Below are 22,746 nucleotides of genomic sequence, written 5' to 3'. Positions count from 1 at the left end.
CAGTAGCGTCCTGAATGCCATGATGGCAATCACTACAAGCCGCCGAAAGTTACGGGCGTGGCACCGGCGGCGGCCAGTGCGTCGCGTGTCCCGGGTGCGATCAGCGCTTCATATTCGCCGCGGTGATCGGCATCCGGCGGGCTGCCAGGCCAATCGTTGATACGTGCCGGATGCAGATAGATTTCGGTCCGGCCCGGCCCGGTTTCGCCGAGCAGTCGTGTCAGCACGTCGGTCGTCGTATGGCCGGTCGTGGCCAGGCCCAGTACGGCGTCGTTATGCACGAGTCCGGCGCGCTCGATGCGGCGGCGCATCCGGGCCAACCACGGTTGCATCAATACGGCTTCCGACAGCGGGACACGCGCGCCGATTGCCCGGCTCGATGCGGCGGGTTCGAATGGCCAGCGCAGCGCGTGCAGGCCGTAGTCGCGGCCGATTTCGACGATCAACCGGAAAATCGTTGGATGTACGTGAAAATGTTTGTGTGTGTTGACGTGGTCCAGCGTCAATCCAGTGGCTGCAAACGCTTCAAACTGGGCGCGAATTTCGGCGGCGAGCTGGCGCCGGGCGAACGGGTCGAACGCAAAGCGTGCGCCGGCACGCGCCATGTTGTTATCGAAGCGACCGTGCTTGTCGACGAGTCCAGGAATTTCGCTTGGGGGCAGGCAACTTTGGCCGTCGGTCAAAACCAGATGCAGCCCCACGCCCAGGTTTGGGTTGCGTTGCGCCATCGCGAGCGCTTGATCGGTTGCGGGCGCGCCGACCATCAGACTTGCCGTGGTCAGAACGCCGTTTTGGTGGGCGTCTTCAATGGCGGCGTTGACCTCGGCGTGCGCACCGAAATCATCAGCGGTAATCGCGACACGGTTCGTCATCAAGGATCAGGACACATTCAATCGCGTGGGTTGTGCTGGAGTGTGCCGGTCGAATCGACAGCGTATTGACGGCCGCGCCAGTCAACAGCACGTCGGCCGAATCCACACAGCCAGACGAAACCGTTCAATACGCCGCGCACCGGCAGCAACCACAGATCGCGCCACGGCGAATGGCCCAGTCTGTGTGCCTGTGTCCGATGCAGGTCGATACGGCTGACGGCGGTTAGCGTGACCAGCGCCCAGACGACCGGCGAAGTGTAGCCGAGCCCGATCGCGATGCAGGTAACCGGCAGACCGAACGATAAGATGGTTAAGCAATAACGCCGGCTGGCCAGCAGGCGGATGGTGCGCATCCAGCGTGTTTCGTGTGCCAGCATCGCGCTCAGTGTAGGCTCGTCCGCGACGGTTTCGACGACGTAATCTGATAAGACCGCCGATTCGCCCGTTTCTTGAGCTACCCGTTCGGTTAGCGCATGGTCGTCGGCCAGCTCGTCGGCCACCGCTTGGAATCCGCCGGCGCTGTCGAGCATCGAGCGGTTGAACGCGAGGGTGGATCCGAAACCGAAAGAGGTCTGGCCTAGTCGCTGGCTGATTAGAACCGATGGTAGAAACCAGCCGTTGACGAATAACGCACCCAGGCGTGACCAAATCGACGGGCCGGGAAACGCGCGATAGGCGCAGGTCACCACGGCGCGTGGATGCGTGTTCAGTGTGGCGATGATGCGCTCGAGATAATCGCTATCGACGCGGATGTCGCTGTCGGCGACGATCAGCGTGTCGTGAGCGGCGCGCGGTAGCATGTTGAGTAGGTTGCTGACTTTGCGATTGCTGCCGTGCTGCGTTGGATCGACCACGACATCGATCATTGGCGAATCGAATGTCGCCTGAAGCCGTTCAACGACAGTCAGCGCTGGGTCATTGGCGTCGGCAACGCCGAACACGATTTGATATTGCGGGTAGTCCTGCGTGCAGAAACTCCGTAGGCAATCTTCGAGCCCCTGCTCTTGGCCGCACAAGGGCTTCAAGATCGTGACCGGTGGTTGCGGCCGTGGTTTCTGGCGCGGCGCCGGCGGACCGCGCCGCACCAGGATGGCGGCGGCAGCGGTATAGACGAACGCCACGCCGGCAGCCAGACCGCCAACCAATTGCAACCAGAAAAGTCCGTCGATGACGATTTACTCGCGAATGGACAGCGCCTGTGCTTTTAAGCACTCAGCGCTGGGCCTATTAACCTGCACAGTTTACTATTGTACGGTTAGCAAAGTGGAACACGGCACACCCTCATGAGTATTAAGTCCGACCGTTGGATCCGACGGATGGCCGAAAACAACGGTTTGATCGAGCCGTTTTCGCCGTCGCAGATCAAGCACGCCGCCGGTGAACGTATCGTGTCCTACGGCGTGTCGAGCTACGGCTACGACGTGCGTTGTTCGCCGTATTTCAAGATATTTACCAACATCAACACCGCGGTGGTCGATCCCAAGTCGTTCGATTCACGGAGTTTCCAGGATTTCGAGGGCGAGACGTGCATCATCCCGCCGAATTCGTTTGCACTGGCTTCGACCATTGAGTATTTCCGTATTCCACGCAATGTGTTGACGATCTGTCTCGGTAAATCGACTTATGCCCGCTGCGGCATCATCGTCAATGTCACACCGCTCGAACCGGAGTGGGAAGGCCACGTCACGCTGGAATTCTCGAATACCACGACGTTGCCGGCCAAGATCTACGCCAATGAAGGCGTGGCCCAGATGTTGTTCCTGGAATCCGATGAGGTCTGCGAGACTTCGTATGCCGATCGCGGTGGCAAATACCAGGGCCAACAGGGAGTCACGCTGCCGCGCGCTTGAATGCAGCGTCCGCTAGAGTGGCGGCGACGCGACGCTCGGATGCTAAGCGCTGTTAACAGGCGTTGAAGCTTTGAATCAGCCGGCGTTTGCGCCGTCCACGATCAACTTGTTGATGTCCATCTGGTACGAGCTGCTGCCCGCGGATTTGTGAACGCGGACCGGGATCCAGTCGTGCTTTTTCGACAGCCAGAAGGTCAGCGGATGGTTGTCATTGGTCCGCTTGAGCTTGAGCACCTGGAACGTGCCGGCGGGCACGGAGATGTCGGGCGCAGGCGTAACCTTGAGTTGATATGGCTTGATCTTGTTTTCGTCGACGAGCGTGAACGTGCGTGTGCCGAGTTCGGATGGATCTTGGGCATTCATGAGCCAACGCCGGGCCGCGATCTGCAGCGATAGCGGATCTAGCACCTGATCGTCGAAACGCATGGTCCGGGTCTGGCCTTGCTCGTTTTCGTAGCGGACGACGTGTTTCGACCAGTCGAAATTCAGCGTGAAGCTGTCGTCTTTCGCGCCGTCGATATGGTGTTTGAAATACTGTGGCCGGATTTGGCCATCGCGCATACAGAAACGGCTTTTTTCGGTGATGCGGCCGATGAACATCTTAGCCAGTGCATTAGGGTCAGCGCGGCCGGTGTAGACGTAGCAACCAGGCTTGTCGCCGGGCCGTAGATGAAACTTCGCCGTGCCGAGACCGAGTCCGCTGCGGCTGACCTTGAAGTGGCCAATGAAGGGTGTGGTCGCGGCGGTGTTGGCAAGTGCGGCTCCGGTCGTGGTCACGAAAAGTGCCAGGCCGTAAGCGATATGTATTGTCAGGCGCCTAATCGGCGTCGTAGCAGTCATTCGGTGCTTCCTTTTGCGGCTGGCCGTCGCGGATGATGCCGCCGTCTCTATAGACCACACGCCCGCTACTCAGTTCAGCGAGCGCGGCCGGATAGATTTGCTGTTCAACGCGACTCATTACCCGCTCGCCCAGCGTTTCGGGTGTATCGTCGTCTGCGGTGTGGATATAGCCTTGCCGGATGACAGGCCCGGCGTCGAGCTCGTCGGTAACGATATGCACACTCGCACCGTGGACGGTCTCACCGGCGGCAAGCGCGCGGGCGTGCGTATCCAGCCCTTTGTAGGCTGGCAGCAGCGAAGGATGGATGTTGACCAGACGACCTGAGAACCGGTCGATGAACTTCGGCGTCAGAATCCGCATATAGCCGGCGAGGATGACCCAGTCCGGATCGACGGCCGCGACGGCTTCGGCAAGTGCCACGTCGAATGCGGCACGATCGTGAAACCGCTTCGGCTTGAGGGCGAAATGGTGAAGCCCGCGGTCAGCCGCAAACGCAAGCGCGGGCGCGCGACGGCGGTTCGAAAACACCCCGACGATCGTTGCATCGAGCCCACCTTGCTCGATCGTGTGCTGGATCGCTTGCAGGTTCCGGCCGCGGCCCGAGGCCACGACTGCTAGACGTGCGTGCCGGGTCAATGGAATCAGCCGATGGACACCGACGGTGCGTCGGCGCGTTGATGCTCGATTTCGCCGATCACCTGTGCCGTTTCGCCGGCATTGGCTAATGCTTGCAAAGCCGTGTCGCTCTGCTCGGCGGGCACGACCACGCAGAAACCGATGCCGTTGTTGAAGGTGCGCCGCATTTCATCGGCGCTGATTCCGCCGTGCTCAGCCAACCAGTCGAAAATGGCCGGTCGTTCCCAGCGATTTTCGTGAATCTGCGCCGCCGCTTCGGTCGGCAGTACGCGCGCCAGATTATCGGCCAGGCCGCCGCCGGTCACATGCGCCATGGCGTGCATGGATACAGTGGCTTGTAGCTGGCGTACCGCGTGGGCGTAGATGCGTGTCGGTGCCATCAGATGATCGACAAGCGGCCGATTGTCGAGTGTATCGGTTAGGTCAGCACCGGCCTCGTCAATGACGCGCCGGATCAGGGAATAGCCGTTGGCGTGCGGCCCACTGCTGGCCAAACCGATAACGACATCACCTGCGGTTACGTTACTGCCGTCGACGATGGCGTCACGCTCGACCGCGCCCACACAAAAACCCGCCAGGTCGAAATCGCCGGGTTGATACATTCCCGGCATCTCAGCGGTTTCGCCGCCGATTAATGCGGCTCCGGCTTGCTCACAGCCAGCGGCAATGCCGTCGATCACGGCGGCCGCCACGTCCGTGTCGAGCTGCGCCGTTGCGTAATAATCCAGGAAGAATAGAGGCTCGCCACCCGTTACGAGCACGTCGTTGGCGCACATCGCCACCAGGTCGATGCCGAGCGTGTCATACCGCTGGGCCTCGATCGCCAGCCGAAGCTTGGTGCCGACGCCGTCCGTGGCCGAGACCAGCACAGGTCGCTTGTAGCGATCGACAGGCAGCTCGAACAAGCCGCCGAAACCGCCGAGTCCGGTGAGTACTTCCGGCCGACGCGTCGCCTCGACGCGCGTGCCAATGCGGGTAACTAATTCATTACCTGCGTCGATATCAACGCCCGCTTCGGCGTAGGTCAGGCCCTGTTCGTCAGTCACGAAAAATCCCGAGAAATGCAACTTGGCGAGCGACGATTATAACTGCCAATCGGATCGTCGGCTTAGAGTCTTAGCTTTGTGTCGCCGAAATGCGGTGTTGGTGGGGAAATCGTTACGAGCGCCGAATCAGGCACAGGCAAGACGGAGAGGTTGGGCAAAAGGTCGGGGCAGCATGTTGAATTTCGTATACTGTCCCCTTATTGGGCGGGGCAGCATGTTGAACTTCGTATACTGTCCCCTTATTGGGATTTCGAATTGTCGTGGATTGTGCTGCGAACTGTCCTAATGAATGGATCGTCTCAGGCATTTGGCGGATTGATTGAGTGAAATCGTGGCGTTGTTTTAAGCGCTTTTTTCCAGCAGGCTGCGTGAGCCTGACAACCGCGTAATCACCAATTCCGGCCGTCGTATGATCAATCAGGAACCGAGCGTGGTTTCGATCCAGTCGCAGCTTGTCTTTGGCCATGCCGGCAACAGCGCTGCTATGTTACCGCTCGAGCTTGCCGGCATCCCGGTTAGCGCGGTGCCGACTGTTTTGTTTAGCAACACCCCGCGCTATGCGTCGATGGCGGGAGATGTGATCGATCCGGAGCAGATCGGCGTGCTTCTCGACGCGCTGCTCGAGCGCCAACCTCCGCGCCGCACCCGCGCTATCATCAGTGGTTATCTCGGCGCGGCTGGTCCCGTAAGCCGGATAGCGCGTTTCGTCGAGCAGGTTAAAGCCGACAATGCTGACTGCCCCTATGTGCTCGATCCGGTCATCGGTAGTTGGGAGGCTGGTGATATCGCCGATCAGGAAACCTTCGCCGGTATCCGGGATACACTCTTGCCGCTCGCGAATCTCGTCGTCCCCAACGACTACGAACTCGAGCGCCTGACCGGTCTACCAACGAGAACGCCGAATGCGGCCAAGACGGCTGCTCATCAACTCATCGAGCGCGGCGCGCGTGAGGTCGTCGTAACTGGCGTTGGCGCATCTGAGGCCGACACGCTCGATTGCATCGCGGTAACCGAGCATGGGGCGTGGCGAGTCGAAACGCCGCGTCTACCGGTCCAGCCCGTCGGAACGGGCGACGTGGTCACCGCTTTGTACACCGGCGCACGCTTGCAGCATCAACCGCCGGATCAAGCGTTATCGGCTGCGATTTCTGGCGTTTTTGCCGCCGTCCAGGAGCAGCATGCTCGTCAATTGTATGAATTGCCCTTGGTTCAATTAGGCGCTGGATTGACGCAACCGAAGCGTCGTTTCGAAGCTGTCGCGTTTGCATGACGCGATACGGACGACAGTCGCTTGGCCGTCTTCATTGCCGCTATGCGCCCATCAACAGCCAGTTAGCGCTGTCTAAGGCTAGGGCGCTGAATGCCATCCTGGTTGCGTTTACGCTCGCTTAGCAGAATAGGGCGGGGCTAATCGCGCGGCGGACTTGTGCCGCCAGATTTAGCGGGGCGCTTAGTCATTGACCCCATAATTACCGGCTGGTGCGCGTGTCGTTAGACGGCTTCGCCGGCCGCCTGGCCCGATGCCCAGGCCCACTGAAAGTTGTAGCCGCCCAGCCACCCGGTTACGTCGACTACTTCGCCGATGAAATAAAGCCCGGGCACGTGCTTGGATGCCATCGTGCGCGAGGACAGCCCATCGGTATCCACGCCGCCCAGCGTGACTTCGGCGGTGCGATAGCCTTCGGTGCCGTTGGCGGCGATGGGCCAGTCGCAAAGTTCTTGTTCGATCTCGCGTAGCCGCTCCGCACGGTATTGGCGCATGGGGTGCTCGGCGAACCGGAGTTCGCATAGACGCTGCGCCAAACGTTTGGGCAAGGTGTTTGCTAGGACAGTTTTCAGCGACACGTCAGGCCGCTCCCGCGCCTGCTCGGACAACCAGCCCGGCTCCACTGTTGGCGTGAAATTAAGCCGCAAATCGTCGCCCGGTTGCCAGTACGAGGAAATCTGCAAAATGGCCGGCCCACTCAAGCCGCCATGGGTGAATAGCATGCCGGCTTGGAAGGCGGTGCCGTTCGCCCGTGCTTCCGCATCCGGCAGGCTGATGCCGGCCAGATCCTGATAGCGCGCCAGGTGCCGGCCGTCGAGCGTCAGTGGCACTAGTGCTGCGCGCGTGGGCTGAATCGTGTGTTCGAACTGCCGCGCCAGTTGGTAACCCAGGCCGGAGGCACCCATGCGTGGAATGGACAGTCCGCCCGTGGCCACCACCAGCGATTCGCATTCCGCCGCTCCGTGTGTGGTGTCCACGGCAAAACCGTCCGCACGGCGTTCAACCTTTTCGATGCTGCAGGAAACCGTTATGTGCACGCCCGCAGCGTGGCATTCGTCCAGCAACATTCGCACGATCTGTTTGGAAGACGAATCACAGAAAAGCTGGCCTTTTTCCTTTTCATGCCAGGCGATGCCGTGTCGGTCTACCAGATCAATGAAATCCTGCGGCGTGTAGCGTGCCAATGCCGACTTGGCAAAGTGCGGATTCGCCGAGAGAAAGCTCTCCGGAGTAACGCCCAAGTTGGTGAAATTGCAGCGGCCACCGCCGGACATCAGGATCTTTTTGCCGACACGCTTGGTATGTTCGACCACGCAGACCCGTCGCCCGCGCTGGCCGGCGACAAGCGCGCACATCAGCCCGGCGGCACCACCGCCCACGACCAGCACATCCCATTTCATGTCGAACGATTCGCCTGCGCGCAAACGCACCATTATAGGCGAACACGGAGCCGGATTGACCGTACGCGGTGGCGCCGGCGGTGAAATGGGATTCGTGGTCGTTAGGTTTGTCCTATGCTTTTACGGTCGGACACCAGAGCTCGCCCGATTCGGTCATTCTGACGCGTGTTTAGCGATGCGGGATCAGGGTGTTTGGCGCACAACAAGCGTGAATTCCCTTGGCTTCGCCTGCCGGACGAGCCGACGCCGGCCAATCGCCGCGGGTGAGGCGGTTCGTGTGGCCGGCGGGCGTCACCAAGCCGGGGCGGCAAGAGTGATACCACGGATGCTGGCAAATCAGCATGGGTGGAATATACTCTGCCGACCCGTAAGGAATGCTTTAGAGCGTGATGACCTGGTCTGGCATGTTGCCGGCGAGCGCGCCGTAGAGGTCCGGGAAACAGCCAATCGGAACGCCGTCCATGAGTTGGTCGGCGATTTCACGTTCGTAGCAGCACTGGTCGCAACCCATCAGCTGGATGCCCTGGGTATCGGCGACTTTTTTTAGACGTTCGCCAATCGGGTTGCCGTCCAATAACACGTAGTTGTTGTCCTCGAAAAAGAACATCCCTACGACCTCGACACCATGACGTGCTTCTTCGAGTTGCGGCAGGATCATGCGGCCGAGCACGTATGAAACCGTGTGCTTCTGTGTGGCGAAGAGGTAGGCGACTTTCATTTAGTTTCTCCCGTTTCGGGTGGTTTATTAGTTGCCGCAAGTGCGGCTTGGAAAGCTGCCGCGGCCAATGTCGCACGATCGTGCTTAGCCATGGGTACACCCGGCAGGCGGTCAATCAGGAATCGACTTCCCGATTCACGTGCTTCGTCGCGCCTTCGTCCCTGGATCAATTCGACCAGCGCTTGGCAATACGCAATGAGCGTAGTGCAGGTGCTGGCGGTGAAGCGGATCTCACACAGGCTGTCTGCTTCCAGGCGCAGGGAGAAAGCGGCCCATAAACCATATGAGGTGGTTACGCGTTCGCCGGCAATGGCCAGCGGTGGCAATCCCCGTGTGGTTCGCCCGCGCTCGAAGCAACTGTGTACCGACAGTTGCTTTCGCTCGTGGCTCGGCGAGCAGCAGTTGCTCATCGGTATTTCCAGCGCAGCAGGCGGCGTTCCAGCCAGCCGGCGGCCGAGAACAGCAGCATCACCACAACCACGACCATGAAGATCAGCGCCATGCTCAGCGAGGCGTTGTAGGTGGTCTGAGCGAAGGACAGCAGGTAGCCCAGCCCGCGGGTGGAGGCCACGAATTCGCCCACTACGGCGCCGGTAAATGCGAAGCCGACGGCCACCTTGAGGTTGCTCATCACCCACGACACGACCGATGGGATGTAAACCTCGCGCAACACCATCCAGGAGCCGCCGCCGAGCGTACGCACACGCTCGACTAGGCGGACATCGACCTCGCGGATGCCGTTGTAGACTGAGAAGAAGGTTAGCACCACTACGAGAATAAACGAGAGCGCAATCTTGGATCCCATGCCGATGCCCAGCCAGATGATGAAAAGCGGGGCGAGGATTACGCGCGGGATTGCATTAAGCAGCACCATCACAGGTTCCAGTAACTCGGCCAAAACGGGCACGAGTGCGGCGCTGAAGCCGAACAAGGCACCGATGAACACGCCCAGTGCCAGGCCTGCCAGCGCGGCGCCGAATGTGCTTGCCAAGTGCTGGTAGATGTCGCCGCCGGCAAACAGGTCCGCCAGCGTGGCGCCGATATCGGACGGCGGTGGCAGATAAAACGGGTCGACCCAGCCTAGCGGGCCGGCGGCCAGTTCCCAAAGCACCAATACCGCGATCAATGCGACAGTCCGTCGCAGAAAAACGCCCAAGCGCGGCGTGATCATCGCGCCGCCTCCGGATCGGGTTTGTTGTCTGCGCCGTTAGGTCGCGCATGCACTTCTTCCGAAAGTGCGTCCCAAAGACGCTCGAGCAATGGTATGAATTCGGGGTGTTCGCGTGCTCGCATCGGGTCGCGTGGCCGGGCGATGGGGACCTCGAAACGGCATTTGACGTGGGCGCGCGGGCCGTTTCCGAGCAGCACCACGCGGTCGGATACGCTGACCGCTTCTTCCAGATCGTGGGTCACCATGAGTACGGTCAGGCCTTCCCCTTCCACCCATTTGAGGAGATCTTCGGTCAGGTAGTGGCGCACGATGGCGTCCAGCGATGCAAAGGGCTCGTCCATCAGTAACAGTTTGGGTCGCAGTGCGAGCACCTGGGCGATGGCAACGCGCTTGCGCTGGCCACCGGAGAGTTCGCGCGGGTAGCGGTGCGCCAGCTGGGCGAGGCCGACAGCGGCGAGCCACTCGTTCGCCTGCGCTCGCGCCGCGCGCTTATCGGTACCGTGGATGCGCAGCCCGAGGGCGACGTTTTCGCATGCGGTGCGCCAGGGAAGCAGGGCGTCGTCCTGAAACAGAATGCCCACCTCATGCGCTGGAATATCCAACTCGGCGTGCCCGCCGTGGGGTGCCTGCAGTCCCATGACGGCCCGTAGCAGTGTGCTTTTGCCACAGCCGGACGGGCCGACTAGGCTGATGAATTCGCCTTGGGGGACTTCGAGGTCGACGTTTTCGAGCACTGGTTCGGCGTTGCCGTACGCCAGCGCAAGGTTGGAAATACTCAGCATTAGGCGCCGAGCACGGACTGGTTGAGTAGTTGGTCCATATTGACGGGTTCTTTCTGGATGTCGGCGAGCAGATGCGCTTTCATCACGCTGTCGCAGGCGTCCCGAGAGATCTGTACGCTCGACGGGTACAGCGATGCGCGATATTCCGCCAGCGCCTTGGCAAGCACTTCCATATCGCCGCCCGCGACTAGTTCATCGGGCAGGGCGTCGATAATGTCCTCGATCGGCGCTTGTTGCATGTATTCCATGCCGGCGGTGAGCGCACGCCCAATTTTTTGCATCTGCTCACGGCGTTGTTCGGCCTCGTCCGGCCGTACGGCAACGCCCATGAATTCGTAAGCGCCGCCCAGATAGCGTTTAGCGTCCTCGGTGGTCATCAGGTTGACTAGGACCCGGGCACCCTCGCGTTGCAGCAGGGTCAACCCCGGCTCTTGCACCATGCCGGCATCCACTTGCCCCAGACGCAGAGCGTCATAGAGATTGGGGCCGAGAATGGCAAAGTTGACGCTGTCGGAGTCGATGCCATTTTGCTCCAGCAGATACAGCATCAAAGCGTGGTCGGAATTGCCGAGCTGGGCCACGCCGACGGTCTTGCCTTTGAGATCGTCGATGCTACGGATGCCGTCAGCGGTGTGTGGCCCGGTTGCGAGCGCGAATAACGGCAGTCGCCCGGTGGTGGCAAAGCGCATGACATTCGCGCCGTTGGCGAACGCGTTAAGGGCTGCGTCGAACGAGGTGGCAGCGTAGTCGACGCCGCCCGCATTGAGCGCCTGTACCGCTGCGCTGCCGCCGCGGCTATAGACTAACTGCACGTCGAGCCCTTCTTCGGCGAAGAAACCAGCGGCGCGAGTGGCCTCGTACGGCGCCACGCACAGCAATTGGCTGCAGAAAGCTAGCTTAACGGTTTCACCACCCCCGCTACTGCAGGCGGGAAGGCCCGCCAGCGCGGCGGCGCCGGCAACACTGCCCATGCGCTTGAGTAGCGCACGCCGACTCACGCCGCGGCTGATGAACAGTGCATCTTCCGTGCCCTGACCGACAGTCGAGTTGTTACAGCAATCGCTCACAGCCCATCTCCCCGGCTCGAATATAATTCAGTATATGCTCGTTCAAAGCCGCACATAAAGAACGATATAGCATTTCAATATTATTGCATTCCATGCCGGCGGCCTAGTGGATCCGGTCTCGTTATACGACTACTCGCCACACGATTTTCCCTCCTGTACCGGCGGGCAATCGACAGAGCTGTAAGAACAGAACACGCAACAGTCTCCCGGCTTGGGACGAAGCAGGCACTCACATGCCTCGCATTGGTAAAAATATCGGCAGGCATCCGTTGGCATAAACTCTGCTTTCGTGTGGCTGCATTCCGGGCAGGTAATCACCGATTGAGTGATGACATCCGACATTGTTCAGGCCTCGGTGGCTTTACAAAGCCAAAGATAGAAAAGGCAATAATAACGAGAAGGTGGCAAGAAAGCAGGATTCGAAGAGTCGAGCAAACAGTATGTTGATTTATCTTTCGCCACCGTTCCAGTCAGTGCTAGATGTTGAATTTAGTATGCTATCCCCGGACCCCAAAGGGTAAGCACTTTATGTATATCGTAGAACTTACCTACACCAACCCGTTCGAGAATATCGAGGCGCAGCTACAGCCCCACCGTGACTTCCTGGATGATCAGTATGGCCGAGGTGCCTTTCTGGTATCAGGGCCCAAGAATCCCAGAGACGGCGGCATCATCATTGCCAGCGGAAAACTCAGCAGAAATAAGATAGAAAGGGTCTTGAAGAAAGACCCTTTCTATCAGCATGAACTGGCGGACTATCGAGTGACCGAGTTTCTACCGAATAAATACGATGCCGTGCTCAGTACTAAATATTGAGTTTTATATACTGTCCCTCGATCCTGTCCCTCGATCCCGTCGGCTGGCAGCGTTCGCGCAGCTCCGGTGTCTCGACCACCACGACCGAGTACGGTTGCAACCCATAGGGCGAGGGAGCCAGATGCGCCGCGTCCAGGATGCGTTCGACCGTGGCCTCGGGTACACGATGGCCATTCATGCGTTTGGTGGCGTATCGCTGGTTCAGGGCAGCATGCAACATGCTCAGGGCTTCTTGGCTCGACTAACGGTAGAAGGTGACGAGGCTTGTGCAGCGCGCCAGGCCGCACGCTGGAAAACCAGGGTGCCGGCAATGACCAGACCACCGGCGATGGCCAGGTTGGGCGGTGCCGACTCCCCCAGAAAGAGTACGGCGATGGCCGTGCCCATGACGGCGGCGACGGTACCGATTTGGCTCAGGTATACCGGTCCGGCCAGTCGTTGCAGAATAAAGAAGAACAGATACAGGACGGTGAATATACCTATTTCGACCAACAGCAGCCCTACCGCGGCAGGCGCAGCGAATAGCTCACCAATCCGCCCCGTTTCGGTGCCGAACGCGACCGGTAACAGGCCGAGGGCAGCACCCGCCAGCACTAGAGCCGTGAGGAAGGCAAGCGGCACGCCATCCGGCCAGCGCCATGTCCGATAGATGTTGCCCAGAGCCAGCGTCAGGGGCAGCAGCAGAATCAACAGCGACCAGCCCAGATGGCCGCCGCCGACGCTGGCCTTGGACAGTGCCAGAACGACGCCGCCGGTAAGTCCCAGCAACACGCCGCCCAGCCGATCCCAGCGCAGCGACTCCATGCGCAGCAAAACCGCCAGCAGCCAGGTCATCAGTATCGGAAAGGCGAGGCTCAATGAGACGAACCCAGCCCCCACGTGACGTACTGCCAGAAAGCCGAGTGCATTGGGCAGAGCCAACAGGATTCCGGACACCAGCGCATACTCGATGACGCGTCGATCGAGCCGCCAGTGCGCTCTTTTCGGCAACGACAGCAGCAATTGCGCGAGGCTCGCCCCGGCCATGGTCACCATCAGGAAAGAGAGGCGTGGCAGGTCCGCCGCGTCGGCTAACTTGGCCACACTCAGTGACAGAGCCATCAGAGTGCCGGCCAGCAACAGGCAGCCCAGGGCCTTGGCGACGTCAGCCTTGTGTCCCGTGGGTACATTCGCCATTCTGTACTCCGCTATCTCATCGTCGTGTATCATGACACAAAGAATCTTGATATCAAGATAAATGGATAGCAAGGCATATGGACAGAGTCAGTGTCGCGATCGATCAGTGGCGTCGGGAGTGTCCCGATCTCGAGCTGCTTCCCATGGAGTTGACCGCCCGCCTGGGAGCCATCAGCCGCCATATCTCCCATGATTATCTGGAGCCATTCTTCAGCGAGCGCGGTCTGCAACCGAGGGAGTTCGACGTGCTGGCCACTCTGCGTCGCGCCGGCAAGCCCTACGCCCTGACGCCGACCCAGTTGTTCAAGGTGCTGATGTTTTCCTCGGGGGGCATGACCAACCAGCTCGACCGGCTGGAAAAGGCCGGCTTGATCGCGCGCCGTCCCAACCCGGCTGATCGCCGCAGCATGCTGGTCACGCTGACGGAAGAAGGACTCGACCTCGTGAACGACACCATCGCGCCACATGTGGACAACGAGGCCCGCGCGCTTTCCCCGCTAAACCAAGAGGAGCAGCGAACGCTGAATGCGCTACTGACCAAGCTGATGAGTGGCCTGGATACCGACGTCTAGCTGCGCGATCACCGCCCGGATCGAACCGGACGGTGATGGGCGACGATATCGCGACTACTCGAAAGTGTCGCAGACGGGGGCTTTGCGAATTCGGGGACAGTATACTGATTTGTATCTCCGGTGCCGTATTCAGTACTAAATATTGAATTTTATATACTGTCCCCGGATTAACGGAGCTCTCGCCGACGGACAGTAACGAGCGGGCGGGTTGATTCTGCCGTCACACCTTGGTCGCGGTGGATGCGGATCCGTGAATCGGCGGCGTTCAGGCGACGGGTATTGGCTTAGTCGGGATGAAACCGCGGAGCGGTTGTGACGTCGGCGGCAGCGCCTTGTTGGTCAATCGACGCCACGAGCGATTAAGTCGACATAGGCACCAGTGATTAAATCAGCCTGCTGGATGCCAATCTGGGCCATTAACGCCGCCGCAACAGACTCGCCGTCGTCTTCTGTTTGATCAGAGCGAAGAACCACTTCAAGCTCGATAAACCGCCCTAAATTCGATACTTCGTCCAGATGTATCCGCGTTTGATCTACTGTATAGAGCGTGCGGTTTTTCTGCACGACGGCTTGAACACCGAGCGCGGCCGATAACGATTCCTTGAGGGATTGAGGGTCGGGCGTCGGAGACCGGATGTAACTTGATAATTCAGGGCCTGCCGAATCGGCTCTTTGGTATTGAATTAACTCCCCGGATCCATCCGCAAACTCTCTGAGTTTGAGTCGTCCTTGTCTTGCATGGAAGAAGGTGTCGGTTTGTGCGATCAGCACAGGCGGGCCGTCAGCAATACGGGCGGCTACGCGAGATTGCTCAGCCCAATCGGCTGACCAAGCTTTGATTTCAATGTTTCGCGCCATAGAAACCTTGTTGATCTGTTTGCCCGAAGGTCTAGAGGCAGTGTATATCTCCTATTAGTCGATCGCGGTCTCAAATGCTCGACCCGGACGCGGCAGCCATCGCCGATGAATTGAACCAATGGCTCTGGACGCATCCGCCGTTAACGTCGCTAACACTTGCTCGGTCACCGGCTCCGCTGGTTTGTCTCTACTCGGCGCAGTTTTCGCCGACGGCTTCGGAGGTATGCCGTTTGTTTCGGCGGGGTGTCCGGCATTGGCGGGACCGGACCGTCTCGATAAAGTCGTGACAGTTGTCGCTATAGGCTAGGGCGGTCTCGAGCTGGCGCCGACGCCTCAAGCGTGGCCACCGCGGCTAAAGTCGTTACTGCGATTCGGCTCGATGCGGATGTGCTCGCGTACTTCACGGCGGAGCTATATCGGTAAACGTAATGAACGATGCTCTGTGGCGGATTCTTGGATCGTAAGTGAGCAGTCTTGGTGTTTCCGGATCGGAACCGTGGAATTAAATATACTGTCCCCGGATTTTGCCACCCGCTGCCCCGCGCGATGGACTGCTTGGGATGGCCCCGATCCATTTTATGGCTCCAGCCGGTGTGCCGGCTGGAGCTTTCGGGGCATATACGGCGCGATTTGGTTAGTAGCCGCCTTTTTTGCCCACGCCCACATACGTGAATTTCCAGGTATGGGTAATCGGGCTCCACCAGGCTGGGACCCCCGTGTCCTTGGTGGTATGACGAGAGAATCCGTTGTGCGACGGAGGCAGGATGCGGAGTTGGACCGTATATTTACCGGGGCCGTCCAGCTCAACATTGGCTCCGTAGTGCGGGCCGTCACTCGCCACCATGGGCATGAGACCACCTGCGGACGACCAGTCGGAATCTTTTTTGGTCAGTTTATAGCTGACCGTCAGGTAGGGAATCCAGGCGCCCGGGTCAAAGCCGTGTTTTTCATCCGAGTCGGCATGGATATCGGCTTCAAAGTGTATATCGGCCTCGCTGCTATTCATTCCTGATTGCTCACCCGACATATCTACAGCTTGCAGAAATACCGGGCTGATGATCAGGCCGTTGGTCACCAGGGGGTCGCCGATCGAATGTTCGGCCGCCATCGCCGGTGCCGATGCAAGCGCCGTGGCGCCGATCAGCGCTGTGCCTACAGCTAGAGGTGCTATGCGTTTCATTATATTTCTCCTTTATTGAAACTTACTTACGACTCAATGAAGCCAAAAGGCTTAGCGGACATCACATGCTGAAAAGTGCGGGACTCCAGGCAATGCCGATTAGACCAATGCCCGCAACCATGGGCACCAAGGCGAGCAGTCGCCGAAGGCCACTGAGTGCCTGTCGACCCAGCAATCGATATCCCAGTTGTAAGCTCCAAAGCACACTCAGCCCAAACAACACCAACTTGATACTGGCGACCATTGCGCCTGGAACACCGATCAGGGTGAGCGCTTCGAACAGTTTGCCGCCGAGCCCGATCACCAATGACAGCATGGCCACCGGCATATAGGCATAGGCCAGTTCAACCAGGCGCGAACGCCAATCCAGATCTCCCCCCAGGCGACCCGACACCCAACTGGATATCGCGGTGGTAAACGTTAGTGCGATTGTCAGGCCGATGGCACAGCCGCCCATGAAGCCGACGATCATGAAGAAATCCAGCCAACTGAACACTTCGTGGCCGGCCGGATGAATCGACATTAGCCAGGCTGGCCCGGACGTGCCGATCCAGAACCAGCCATGGTTGATTGCCCATTCGCCGACGCTTTGGCGCAGGGTCTGATACAGCGGCAGCACGAGCCACAGAAAACCGCCTAGCGACAGTCCTGTTGCCAGAAATAGAAACCAGATTTCGGCTGCATTAGGGTTATGTTCGCGGATCTGCTCGACTTCGGTGCCCGGGCGCCGGAACAACATCTTCAAGCCGCCACGCGCATCCGGGTTCACGCAGCGAAAGCACTCGATACAGTGGCGCGACTCAGTCTTGCGATTGATATCGATCATGGTCGGGCAAACGCCCTTCTCGGCATACGCATCGTTATCGCCGCGCGGTAGCTTGGGCGCGAGCTGAATGGCGCCGATACGTGAGAACACGCCCAGCATCAGTCCGATCGGACACATATGCCGGCACCAGGCACGTTTGCTGGCACCGCGGCCGTAGACAAGCCCCAACGCGATCGCGCACACAAAGGTCAAGCCGAAGACCTCCGCGATGCCCGTCGCATAGTCACGCGCGCTGACGGTCTGAGCCAGCACGGTGATGATGATGAAACTGATGATTGGCGTGCCTTGCCAGCGAACCCAGCGCGGCACCGGTCGCTTGAGGCCGACCCGGTTGGCCCATTCCGAACTGGCACCCAGCGGGCAGAGTACGCCGCACCAGCTGCGTCCCGAGAAAATCACCGATACGAACACCAACGGAAACCAAAGTCCCCAGATGATGAAGTTCGCAAAGACGGTGAAGTTGTTATAGAAATATTCGCCCTGATGCGGCAGCGGCAGAAACAGTGGCCCAATCATCAGGCACAGAAAGATGATGAACATGGCGACCTGAATGCCGCCCAGCAAATCGCGGTGTCGCACCACAAAAGCTTCGATACGCTTGGCCCAAGGGCTTTGCTGTCGTTGACGTTGGCTGCCGTTGGGCCCCTCGACGTGGATCCCGATCTGCTGCAGCCGATTGGACGCATTCGACATGGTTGGCAACCGCAGGCGTCGCGCCTAGGCCGTAGCCCGGCGCGTATCGGCGTTGGATGGCGTCTTACGGCGATTGATCCACAACATCATGCCGCCAATGAGTGCCAATGCCGCTATATAAAAGAGCAACTGGATGCCTGAAGGCCGCTGCGTGTAGCCAATCAGAATATGCAGGATGCGCCCGACCAACGAGTGCTCGGTTAGCAGCCAGGACGTGTCCCAGATTGAATTGCCGAGCGCGGGTAGAACGCCTGCCTGGGCCAGAAAACCGGCTGCATCGGCTGCCATACCGGCGGCCAGCAGGAGAATCATCCAACCCGTGACGGTAAACAGATAGCGAGTCGGAATACGCAACAGGCCTTTATACAGCAGCACTCCCGCCAACAAGCCGCCGCTTACGCCTAAGGCCGCACCGCCCAGCATAGTGGCCGCGCCAGCGCCGCTGGCGTAGATGCCATAGCCGAACAGAACTGTCTCCGAGCCTTCTCTAAGCACTGCCACCATGACCACGATCATGAGCACGGATAAGGGTTTGATACCGCTGGCCACGTCATGCCCCACGGCTTTCATGTCGCGTGCCAGTTCCTTGCCATGCTGGCTCATCCAGATGTTGTGCCAGCCCAGCATGGCGGCAGCGGCCAACAGAATGCCGGCATTGAGAAATTCCTGGCCACGACCTTCCACCGCGCCCGCGATAGTGCCGGCGAAGGTGGCCACCACGCAGGCCCCGGCGATCCCCAGTAGCACGCCCAGGCTGACCCAGCGACCCCGTCCGGCCACACCCTTGGCGGCAGCTAGCACGATAGAGATCACGAGTGCTGCTTCGAGCACTTCACGAAAAACAATAATAGCGGTGGCCAGCATGAGCGACTCCTGAAAACCGGGCCGTACGACCCGTAGCCCCGTATTTACCGGACCGTGATCCGGCCGCTTACGTCTGATGCGAAATCGTTAAAGAATTTGTATTCCCCAGGTTTTAGCGGGCCGATGTAAACCGGGACATGGGTTCCGCCGGGCACGACTTTCTCGGCAGTGAAATCATAGCTTTCGAACTCTGCCGGTCGTGAAGTCTTGTTGTGCACCATGATCTTGACCCGCTTGTCGGCCGCAATCGTTAGATGGGCGGGGCTGAATCCATCGGCGGTAATCTTGAGCTGTGCGGCCGCCGTGTCTGCAGCGATCGCCGGGGTGACACAGCTAATAAGCCACACAAGCAACAAGCCTGCGAATACGCGGCGAACAGGTAGCCTTGCGGCACATCGTTGGCGGGGCATAGGATTAATGATAATTATTCTTATTTGCTGGCGAAAATTAGCATACCGGGTATCGCTCGGCCAACCAGTCTCGGCGATAAGCGGGTTCAATACGGTTCACCAAACGCCATAGCGTTCCGAGCGGCCGGGAAGTCGTGCTGCGACCAATGGCAGCGGAATCGCAGTTTGCGACGCAAGATTCAATGAATAAAACGTTGCCGATTCGCGCTCAGTTGGCTGTGTACTTGGTAGCCATAGTGAGAGGCCGAGGGGGTATCCTGCCCCCGGATTAACATCAATAGGTGGCCACCATGATGAACGCTCCGTTGTCGGTTTTTGATGCCACGCTGCCGGATAATCTCGAAGGCCGTATTGTCGAACTCAAGCGCGAACTTCGCGCACGGATTGGCGACGTCGACGATGCCTTCGCGCGTGTCTCCGATTTTGTGGCGGAAGAGGTTGAAAATATCGAGGCAACACGTGCTCGCGGCGAGGAAGTTTGGCCGATCGTCGACTACGCGGATCTCGCCGCAGGCCGTGTGGATTCGGAGCAGATCGATTATATCCGGCGCCGTGGCTGCGCAGTCATACGTGGCCACTTTGAGCATGAACAGGCGCGTGAATGGGATCGACAACTCGTCGAATACGTCGATACCAATGGCTTTGACAGCCAGTATCAGGGCCCGGCCGACGATTTTTTTGGCGGGCTGGATGCCACACGTCCGCAGATCTTCCCCGTTTTTTGGTCACGCCCACAGATGGAAGCGCGCCAGGACCCGCGCATGGCGACGGTACAGTCGTTCATGAACCAGCTATGGAAATATAGATCCGAAGAAGGGCGGGACTGGTTTGATCCCCATCAGGACAGTCTCTATCCGGACCGCGTGCGGCGCCGACCACCAGGAACCAATTCCGGTGGGCTGGGCGCGCACACTGACGGCGGTGCCATCGAGCGCTGGTTGCACCCCGGCTACCAAAAGGTATTTCGCCACATTTTCAATGGCGATTTCGATCAATACGACCCGTGGGACGGTGCTTGGCGCACAGATGTCCACGAATACGAAAGTTCCACGATGTGTTCGGCCTTTCGCACATTCCAGGGTTGGACTGCGCTGTCGGATATGCAGCGCGATCAAGGCGTGTTGCACACCGTGCCAATCCCATCAGCGATGGCTTATGTGCTGCTTCGGCCGCTGCTTGACGATGTGCCCGAAAACTCTTTGTGCGGTGCCACACCTCGGCGTGCGCTCCCCATTAACGACACTTGGCACCCACTGTTAACGCGGGCTTTGTCGAGCATTCCCGACTTGTCGGCCGGCGACTCGGTGTGGTGGCACTGTGACATGATCCACTCGGTCGCGCCGGTCGAAAACCAGCAGGGGTGGGGCAACGTCATGTACATCCCTTGCGCGCCGATGTGCGACAAGAACGCTGCCTACGCTACACGTATCGCCAAAGCTTTCCGCGAGGGCAACTCGCCCGATGACTTTCCGGCGGAGCACTATGAGGCGAACTGGTCGAACCGCTTCACCGAAGACGAGCTAAACGATATCGGCCGGCAAGGTTTGTGCCTTGGAGGTGCCGGGAATAGGTCCGGAGATGCGATATATAACTCGGGTTAGCCAGACATTTGTACAATTGCCGGCCCGGATTGCGCCGATCACGTCGTGGCAGTTATCGCCGTAGGCTAGGATGGTTTTGAGTTAGCGTAGACCGTGCTATACGATCGCGCTCGATCGGGATTTATTAATAAAAAGTCAGGGAGCCCCGCCATGTTGATTAACCCAGTCCGATGGTTTGCGACCGCCATGCTGGTGATTCTGGTTGCCATACCTGCTGCCGGTGGCGCCAGTCCCGCGGCCGACCTATCCACGTTCGCGAATATCGCGCACCGTGGCGCTAGTGGTCATGCACCGGAGGAGACCATGCAGGCGTTCGAACAGGCTGTGCAGGCCGGGGCGGACTACCTGGAGCTTGACGTCCAAATGACGAGCGATGGGCATCTCGTCGCCACCCACGATACGACTATCGACAGAACAACTGATGGTGAGGGCAAACTCGGCGAGCACACACTGGCCCAGCTCAAGGAGCTTGATGCTGGCTCGTGGTTCAATCGCAAGCATCCGGATCGGGCCGATGACGCCTACGCGGGGGCGAAGCTCCTTACGCTCGACGAGATCATCGAGCACTTCGGCGCGGATGAAAAATACTACATCGAAACGAAGTCGCCGCAGCTATACCCGGGCGTCGAGAAAAAGCTCGTCGAGATCCTCGAGTCGCACGATTTGATTGCTCAAAATCGGGTCGTGCTGCAGTCCTTCCGGTCGGATAGTTTGAAGCGGCTGCACGCACTCAATTCGGATATCCCGCTCGTTCGGCTTGTGTGGTACTCGTCCGAGACAGAGGGCGGCGACTTTGAGGCCATCGGCGAGTATGCCGACGGTATCGGCACGAATTATGTCAACAAAAGTGGCCGCGAGGTAATCTCGTCAACATTCGTGCACAAAGCGCACGAGGCGGATCTGTTCGTGCACGTCTATACCATCAACGACGAGACTGTAATGAATCGCCTCATGGACTGGGGCGTGGACGGCATCTTCACGAATTTCCCCGACCGGCTCGCGACGGTGAGGGACAACCGGAGCGATTAGCGCCGGGGCGTCGCAGCAGGGCTGTCCCGGTACTTTGTTTCCGGGGCCCCGCTGATATCGTCTGGCGAGACAGGTTAGTTGCCGCGGTTATTTTCAGATAACCAGTCCAGATACCGCGGCACGCCCTGTTCCACCGGCAGGAACGGCTGGCTATATCCGGCGGCACGCAAAGCGCTTATATCGGCCTGGGTGTAACTTTGGTATCGTCCGATAAGTGATTCCGGGAAATTGATATAGCTCTTGTCGCCCTGTCCGTGCCAGGCGATTACGGCATTGGCGACGTCGTTAAACGACTGAGCTGTCCCGGTGCCGCAGTTGAAGATACCCCGGGATGGTCGAGAAGCCACAGATTGACGGCGACCACATCGTCGACATGGACGAAGTCGCGCCGCTGTTCGCCGGCGTTATAGCCATCGGAGCTCTCGAATAGCTGACAAAAGCCGGAGTTATCTATCTGGCGTGAGAAATGTCGGGCGACGCTGGCCATCTTGCCTTTGTGAGCCTCGCGCGGGCCGTAGACATTGAAATAGCGCAATCCCGCAACTTGGTTGGTTGCGGTCGGTGTCTCGGTACGCACGTACTGGTCAAATGCAAACTTGGAAAATGCATAGGCATTGAGCGGCCGTTCGGCACTGCGCTGCTCGACAAAATTCGGGCCCATGCCATAGACCGCGGCTGATGACGCATAGATGAAGGCAATGCCGTGGCATTGGCACCAGCGATACAGACTCTTGGAATATCGGAAATTGCGATCCATGACGTAGCGGCCATCCTGCTCAGTGGTGTCCGAGCAAGCGCCCTGGTGGAAACCGCTGTAATCTCGCGGTCGGCGACCGTTGGTTCGGTTTCCACCCGCGTCAGTAGATCGTCGTATGCCAGATAATCGGCGAAATCCAGATCGGCCAGATTCAGACATTTGCGGCCATCGCTCAAATCATCGACAACTAGAATATCGCGTACACCCCGGGCGTTAAGGCCGGCAATGATGTTGCTGCCGATAAACCCGGCTCCACCGGTTACGATGATCATCGTTTAATTTCCATCGTTTGTATTGGCTGCCTGGTACTGTTG

General features: G+C 59.1%; 24 protein-coding genes and 2 pseudogenes. 6 read left to right on the top strand and 20 right to left on the bottom strand.

The features are described 5' to 3' along the window. Positions 1–32: 32 nt before the first annotated feature. Positions 33–872 (bottom strand): hopanoid biosynthesis-associated protein HpnK, encoded by an 840-nt coding sequence (gene hpnK, locus HKX41_05390; GenBank protein ID NNC23587.1) that lies wholly within the window; start codon positions 870–872, stop codon positions 33–35. A gap of 17 nt (positions 873–889) precedes the next feature. Continuing rightward, positions 890–2,023: a glycosyltransferase gene (locus HKX41_05385; protein NNC23586.1), complete on the bottom strand. Its 1,134-nt coding sequence runs from the start codon at positions 2,021–2,023 to the stop codon at positions 890–892. A 132-nt stretch (positions 2,024–2,155) separates the two neighbouring features. Between HKX41_05385 and HKX41_05380 the strand changes: the two genes are divergently transcribed. Further along, positions 2,156–2,722 (top strand): dCTP deaminase, encoded by a 567-nt coding sequence (locus HKX41_05380; protein ID NNC23585.1) that lies wholly within the window; start codon positions 2,156–2,158, stop codon positions 2,720–2,722. 75 nt (positions 2,723–2,797) lie between these two features. Here HKX41_05380 and HKX41_05375 read toward each other — a convergent pair whose 3' ends face one another. The 3 genes from HKX41_05375 to purM are packed head-to-tail and all read right to left on the bottom strand — an operon-like array spanning position 2,798 to position 5,245. Then, entirely contained in the window at positions 2,798–3,562 is a 765-nt protein-coding gene (locus HKX41_05375; protein ID NNC23584.1) for a DUF3108 domain-containing protein, read from the bottom strand. Then, positions 3,540–4,199, bottom strand: a complete 660-nt coding sequence (locus HKX41_05370; GenBank protein NNC23583.1) for a phosphoribosylglycinamide formyltransferase — start codon at positions 4,197–4,199, stop codon at positions 3,540–3,542. Before HKX41_05370 ends, HKX41_05375 begins: the two co-directional genes overlap by 23 nt. A 5-nt stretch (positions 4,200–4,204) precedes the next feature. Further along, complete coding sequence (gene purM, locus HKX41_05365; GenBank protein ID NNC23582.1) at positions 4,205–5,245, bottom strand: phosphoribosylformylglycinamidine cyclo-ligase; 1,041 nt, start codon at positions 5,243–5,245, stop codon at positions 4,205–4,207. 409 nt (positions 5,246–5,654) lie between these two features. Between purM and pdxY the strand changes: the two genes are divergently transcribed. Further along, entirely contained in the window at positions 5,655–6,515 is an 861-nt protein-coding gene (gene pdxY / locus HKX41_05360; GenBank protein ID NNC23581.1) for a pyridoxal kinase, read from the top strand. Between the two features lie 221 nt (positions 6,516–6,736). Here pdxY and HKX41_05355 read toward each other — a convergent pair whose 3' ends face one another. The 7 genes from HKX41_05355 to HKX41_05325 all read right to left on the bottom strand — a co-directional run bounded on the left by HKX41_05355 (position 6,737) and on the right by HKX41_05325 (position 11,992). Further along, the gene (locus HKX41_05355; GenBank protein NNC23580.1) at positions 6,737–7,912 is read right to left on the bottom strand and encodes an NAD(P)/FAD-dependent oxidoreductase; all 1,176 of its coding nucleotides are present in this window, start codon (positions 7,910–7,912) and stop codon (positions 6,737–6,739) included. 379 nt (positions 7,913–8,291) lie between these two features. Next, positions 8,292–8,630, bottom strand: a complete 339-nt coding sequence (locus HKX41_05350) for a sulfur reduction protein DsrE (protein NNC23579.1) — start codon at positions 8,628–8,630, stop codon at positions 8,292–8,294. Continuing rightward, positions 8,627–9,040: a hypothetical protein gene (locus HKX41_05345; protein NNC23578.1), complete on the bottom strand. Its 414-nt coding sequence runs from the start codon at positions 9,038–9,040 to the stop codon at positions 8,627–8,629. Before HKX41_05345 ends, HKX41_05350 begins: the two co-directional genes overlap by 4 nt. Beyond that, the gene (locus HKX41_05340) at positions 9,037–9,774 is read right to left on the bottom strand and encodes an ABC transporter permease (protein ID NNC23577.1); all 738 of its coding nucleotides are present in this window, start codon (positions 9,772–9,774) and stop codon (positions 9,037–9,039) included. Before HKX41_05340 ends, HKX41_05345 begins: the two co-directional genes overlap by 4 nt. Before the next feature lie 23 nt (positions 9,775–9,797). Beyond that, complete coding sequence (locus HKX41_05335; GenBank protein ID NNC23576.1) at positions 9,798–10,583, bottom strand: ABC transporter ATP-binding protein; 786 nt, start codon at positions 10,581–10,583, stop codon at positions 9,798–9,800. Beyond that, positions 10,583–11,650, bottom strand: a complete 1,068-nt coding sequence (locus HKX41_05330) for an ABC transporter substrate-binding protein (protein ID NNC23575.1) — start codon at positions 11,648–11,650, stop codon at positions 10,583–10,585. The genes HKX41_05335 and HKX41_05330 overlap by 1 nt, the downstream gene beginning before the upstream one ends. A gap of 129 nt (positions 11,651–11,779) precedes the next feature. After that, a complete protein-coding gene (locus HKX41_05325; protein ID NNC23574.1) occupies positions 11,780–11,992 on the bottom strand; it encodes a hypothetical protein in 213 nt (70 codons plus the stop codon). Positions 11,993–12,178: 186 nt separating this feature from the next. On the opposite strand from HKX41_05325, the gene HKX41_05320 reads away from it, so the two are divergent. Then, a complete protein-coding gene (locus HKX41_05320; GenBank protein ID NNC23573.1) occupies positions 12,179–12,466 on the top strand; it encodes a GTP cyclohydrolase in 288 nt (95 codons plus the stop codon). A gap of 40 nt (positions 12,467–12,506) precedes the next feature. Here the strand turns inward: HKX41_05320 and HKX41_05315 are convergent. Together HKX41_05315 and HKX41_05310 are read right to left on the bottom strand one after the other, a co-directional pair. After that, positions 12,507–12,686 (bottom strand): annotated as a pseudogene (locus HKX41_05315) (NAD(P)H-dependent oxidoreductase). A 2-nt stretch (positions 12,687–12,688) separates the two neighbouring features. Beyond that, positions 12,689–13,642, bottom strand: a complete 954-nt coding sequence (locus HKX41_05310; protein ID NNC23572.1) for a DMT family transporter — start codon at positions 13,640–13,642, stop codon at positions 12,689–12,691. Positions 13,643–13,719: 77 nt separating this feature from the next. On the opposite strand from HKX41_05310, the gene HKX41_05305 reads away from it, so the two are divergent. Further along, positions 13,720–14,214: a MarR family transcriptional regulator gene (locus HKX41_05305; protein NNC23571.1), complete on the top strand. Its 495-nt coding sequence runs from the start codon at positions 13,720–13,722 to the stop codon at positions 14,212–14,214. A 339-nt stretch (positions 14,215–14,553) separates the two neighbouring features. Here HKX41_05305 and HKX41_05300 read toward each other — a convergent pair whose 3' ends face one another. The 5 genes from HKX41_05300 to HKX41_05280 all read right to left on the bottom strand — a co-directional run bounded on the left by HKX41_05300 (position 14,554) and on the right by HKX41_05280 (position 19,045). Next, positions 14,554–15,072, bottom strand: a complete 519-nt coding sequence (locus HKX41_05300; protein NNC23570.1) for a class IV adenylate cyclase — start codon at positions 15,070–15,072, stop codon at positions 14,554–14,556. 634 nt (positions 15,073–15,706) lie between these two features. Further along, a complete protein-coding gene (locus HKX41_05295) occupies positions 15,707–16,252 on the bottom strand; it encodes an iron transporter (protein ID NNC23569.1) in 546 nt (181 codons plus the stop codon). A gap of 61 nt (positions 16,253–16,313) precedes the next feature. Beyond that, complete coding sequence (locus tag HKX41_05290; GenBank protein NNC23568.1) at positions 16,314–17,771, bottom strand: 4Fe-4S binding protein; 1,458 nt, start codon at positions 17,769–17,771, stop codon at positions 16,314–16,316. Positions 17,772–17,795: 24 nt separating this feature from the next. Beyond that, on the bottom strand, positions 17,796–18,635 hold the full coding sequence (locus HKX41_05285; GenBank protein ID NNC23567.1) for an iron permease: 840 nt from the start codon (positions 18,633–18,635) through the stop codon (positions 17,796–17,798). Positions 18,636–18,679: 44 nt separating this feature from the next. Next, positions 18,680–19,045, bottom strand: coding sequence for a cupredoxin domain-containing protein (locus HKX41_05280; GenBank protein NNC23566.1), 366 nt, complete (start codon positions 19,043–19,045; stop codon positions 18,680–18,682). Between the two features lie 293 nt (positions 19,046–19,338). Between HKX41_05280 and HKX41_05275 the strand changes: the two genes are divergently transcribed. Beyond that, positions 19,339–20,646 (top strand): DUF1479 domain-containing protein, encoded by a 1,308-nt coding sequence (locus HKX41_05275; GenBank protein ID NNC23565.1) that lies wholly within the window; start codon positions 19,339–19,341, stop codon positions 20,644–20,646. Positions 20,647–20,796: 150 nt separating this feature from the next. After that, positions 20,797–21,675: a glycerophosphodiester phosphodiesterase gene (locus HKX41_05270; GenBank protein ID NNC23564.1), complete on the top strand. Its 879-nt coding sequence runs from the start codon at positions 20,797–20,799 to the stop codon at positions 21,673–21,675. Positions 21,676–21,749: 74 nt separating this feature from the next. Here HKX41_05270 and rfaD read toward each other — a convergent pair. Beyond that, positions 21,750–22,704 (bottom strand): annotated as a pseudogene (gene rfaD / locus HKX41_05265) (ADP-glyceromanno-heptose 6-epimerase). Between the last annotated feature and the right edge of the window lie 42 nt (positions 22,705–22,746).

This window comes from Salifodinibacter halophilus (assembly GCA_012999515.1).
GTDB classification, from domain to species: Bacteria; Pseudomonadota; Gammaproteobacteria; order Nevskiales; family Salinisphaeraceae; genus Salifodinibacter; species Salifodinibacter halophilus.
This window is presented reverse-complemented; position numbering and strand designations above follow the sequence as displayed.

Excerpts from the sequence above, each read along its gene's own strand:
- hpnK (NNC23587.1), bottom strand. The coding sequence starts at position 872 with ATGACGAACCGTGTCGCGATTACCGCTGATGATTTCGGTGCGCACGCC.
- HKX41_05380 (NNC23585.1), top strand. The coding sequence starts at position 2,156 with ATGAGTATTAAGTCCGACCGTTGGATCCGACGGATGGCCGAAAACAAC.
- HKX41_05375 (NNC23584.1), bottom strand. The coding sequence starts at position 3,562 with ATGACTGCTACGACGCCGATTAGGCGCCTGACAATACATATCGCTTAC.
- pdxY (NNC23581.1), top strand. The coding sequence starts at position 5,655 with ATGATCAATCAGGAACCGAGCGTGGTTTCGATCCAGTCGCAGCTTGTC.
- HKX41_05355 (NNC23580.1), bottom strand. The coding sequence starts at position 7,912 with ATGAAATGGGATGTGCTGGTCGTGGGCGGTGGTGCCGCCGGGCTGATG.
- HKX41_05350 (NNC23579.1), bottom strand. The coding sequence starts at position 8,630 with ATGAAAGTCGCCTACCTCTTCGCCACACAGAAGCACACGGTTTCATAC.
- HKX41_05345 (NNC23578.1), bottom strand. The coding sequence starts at position 9,040 with ATGAGCAACTGCTGCTCGCCGAGCCACGAGCGAAAGCAACTGTCGGTA.
- HKX41_05335 (NNC23576.1), bottom strand. The coding sequence starts at position 10,583 with ATGCTGAGTATTTCCAACCTTGCGCTGGCGTACGGCAACGCCGAACCA.
- HKX41_05325 (NNC23574.1), bottom strand. The coding sequence starts at position 11,992 with ATGTCGGATGTCATCACTCAATCGGTGATTACCTGCCCGGAATGCAGC.
- HKX41_05320 (NNC23573.1), top strand. The coding sequence starts at position 12,179 with ATGTATATCGTAGAACTTACCTACACCAACCCGTTCGAGAATATCGAG.
- HKX41_05310 (NNC23572.1), bottom strand. The coding sequence starts at position 13,642 with ATGGCGAATGTACCCACGGGACACAAGGCTGACGTCGCCAAGGCCCTG.
- HKX41_05305 (NNC23571.1), top strand. The coding sequence starts at position 13,720 with ATGGACAGAGTCAGTGTCGCGATCGATCAGTGGCGTCGGGAGTGTCCC.
- HKX41_05300 (NNC23570.1), bottom strand. The coding sequence starts at position 15,072 with ATGGCGCGAAACATTGAAATCAAAGCTTGGTCAGCCGATTGGGCTGAG.
- HKX41_05295 (NNC23569.1), bottom strand. The coding sequence starts at position 16,252 with ATGAAACGCATAGCACCTCTAGCTGTAGGCACAGCGCTGATCGGCGCC.
- HKX41_05290 (NNC23568.1), bottom strand. The coding sequence starts at position 17,771 with ATGTCGAATGCGTCCAATCGGCTGCAGCAGATCGGGATCCACGTCGAG.
- HKX41_05285 (NNC23567.1), bottom strand. The coding sequence starts at position 18,635 with ATGCTGGCCACCGCTATTATTGTTTTTCGTGAAGTGCTCGAAGCAGCA.
- HKX41_05280 (NNC23566.1), bottom strand. The coding sequence starts at position 19,045 with ATGCCCCGCCAACGATGTGCCGCAAGGCTACCTGTTCGCCGCGTATTC.
- HKX41_05275 (NNC23565.1), top strand. The coding sequence starts at position 19,339 with ATGAACGCTCCGTTGTCGGTTTTTGATGCCACGCTGCCGGATAATCTC.
- HKX41_05270 (NNC23564.1), top strand. The coding sequence starts at position 20,797 with ATGTTGATTAACCCAGTCCGATGGTTTGCGACCGCCATGCTGGTGATT.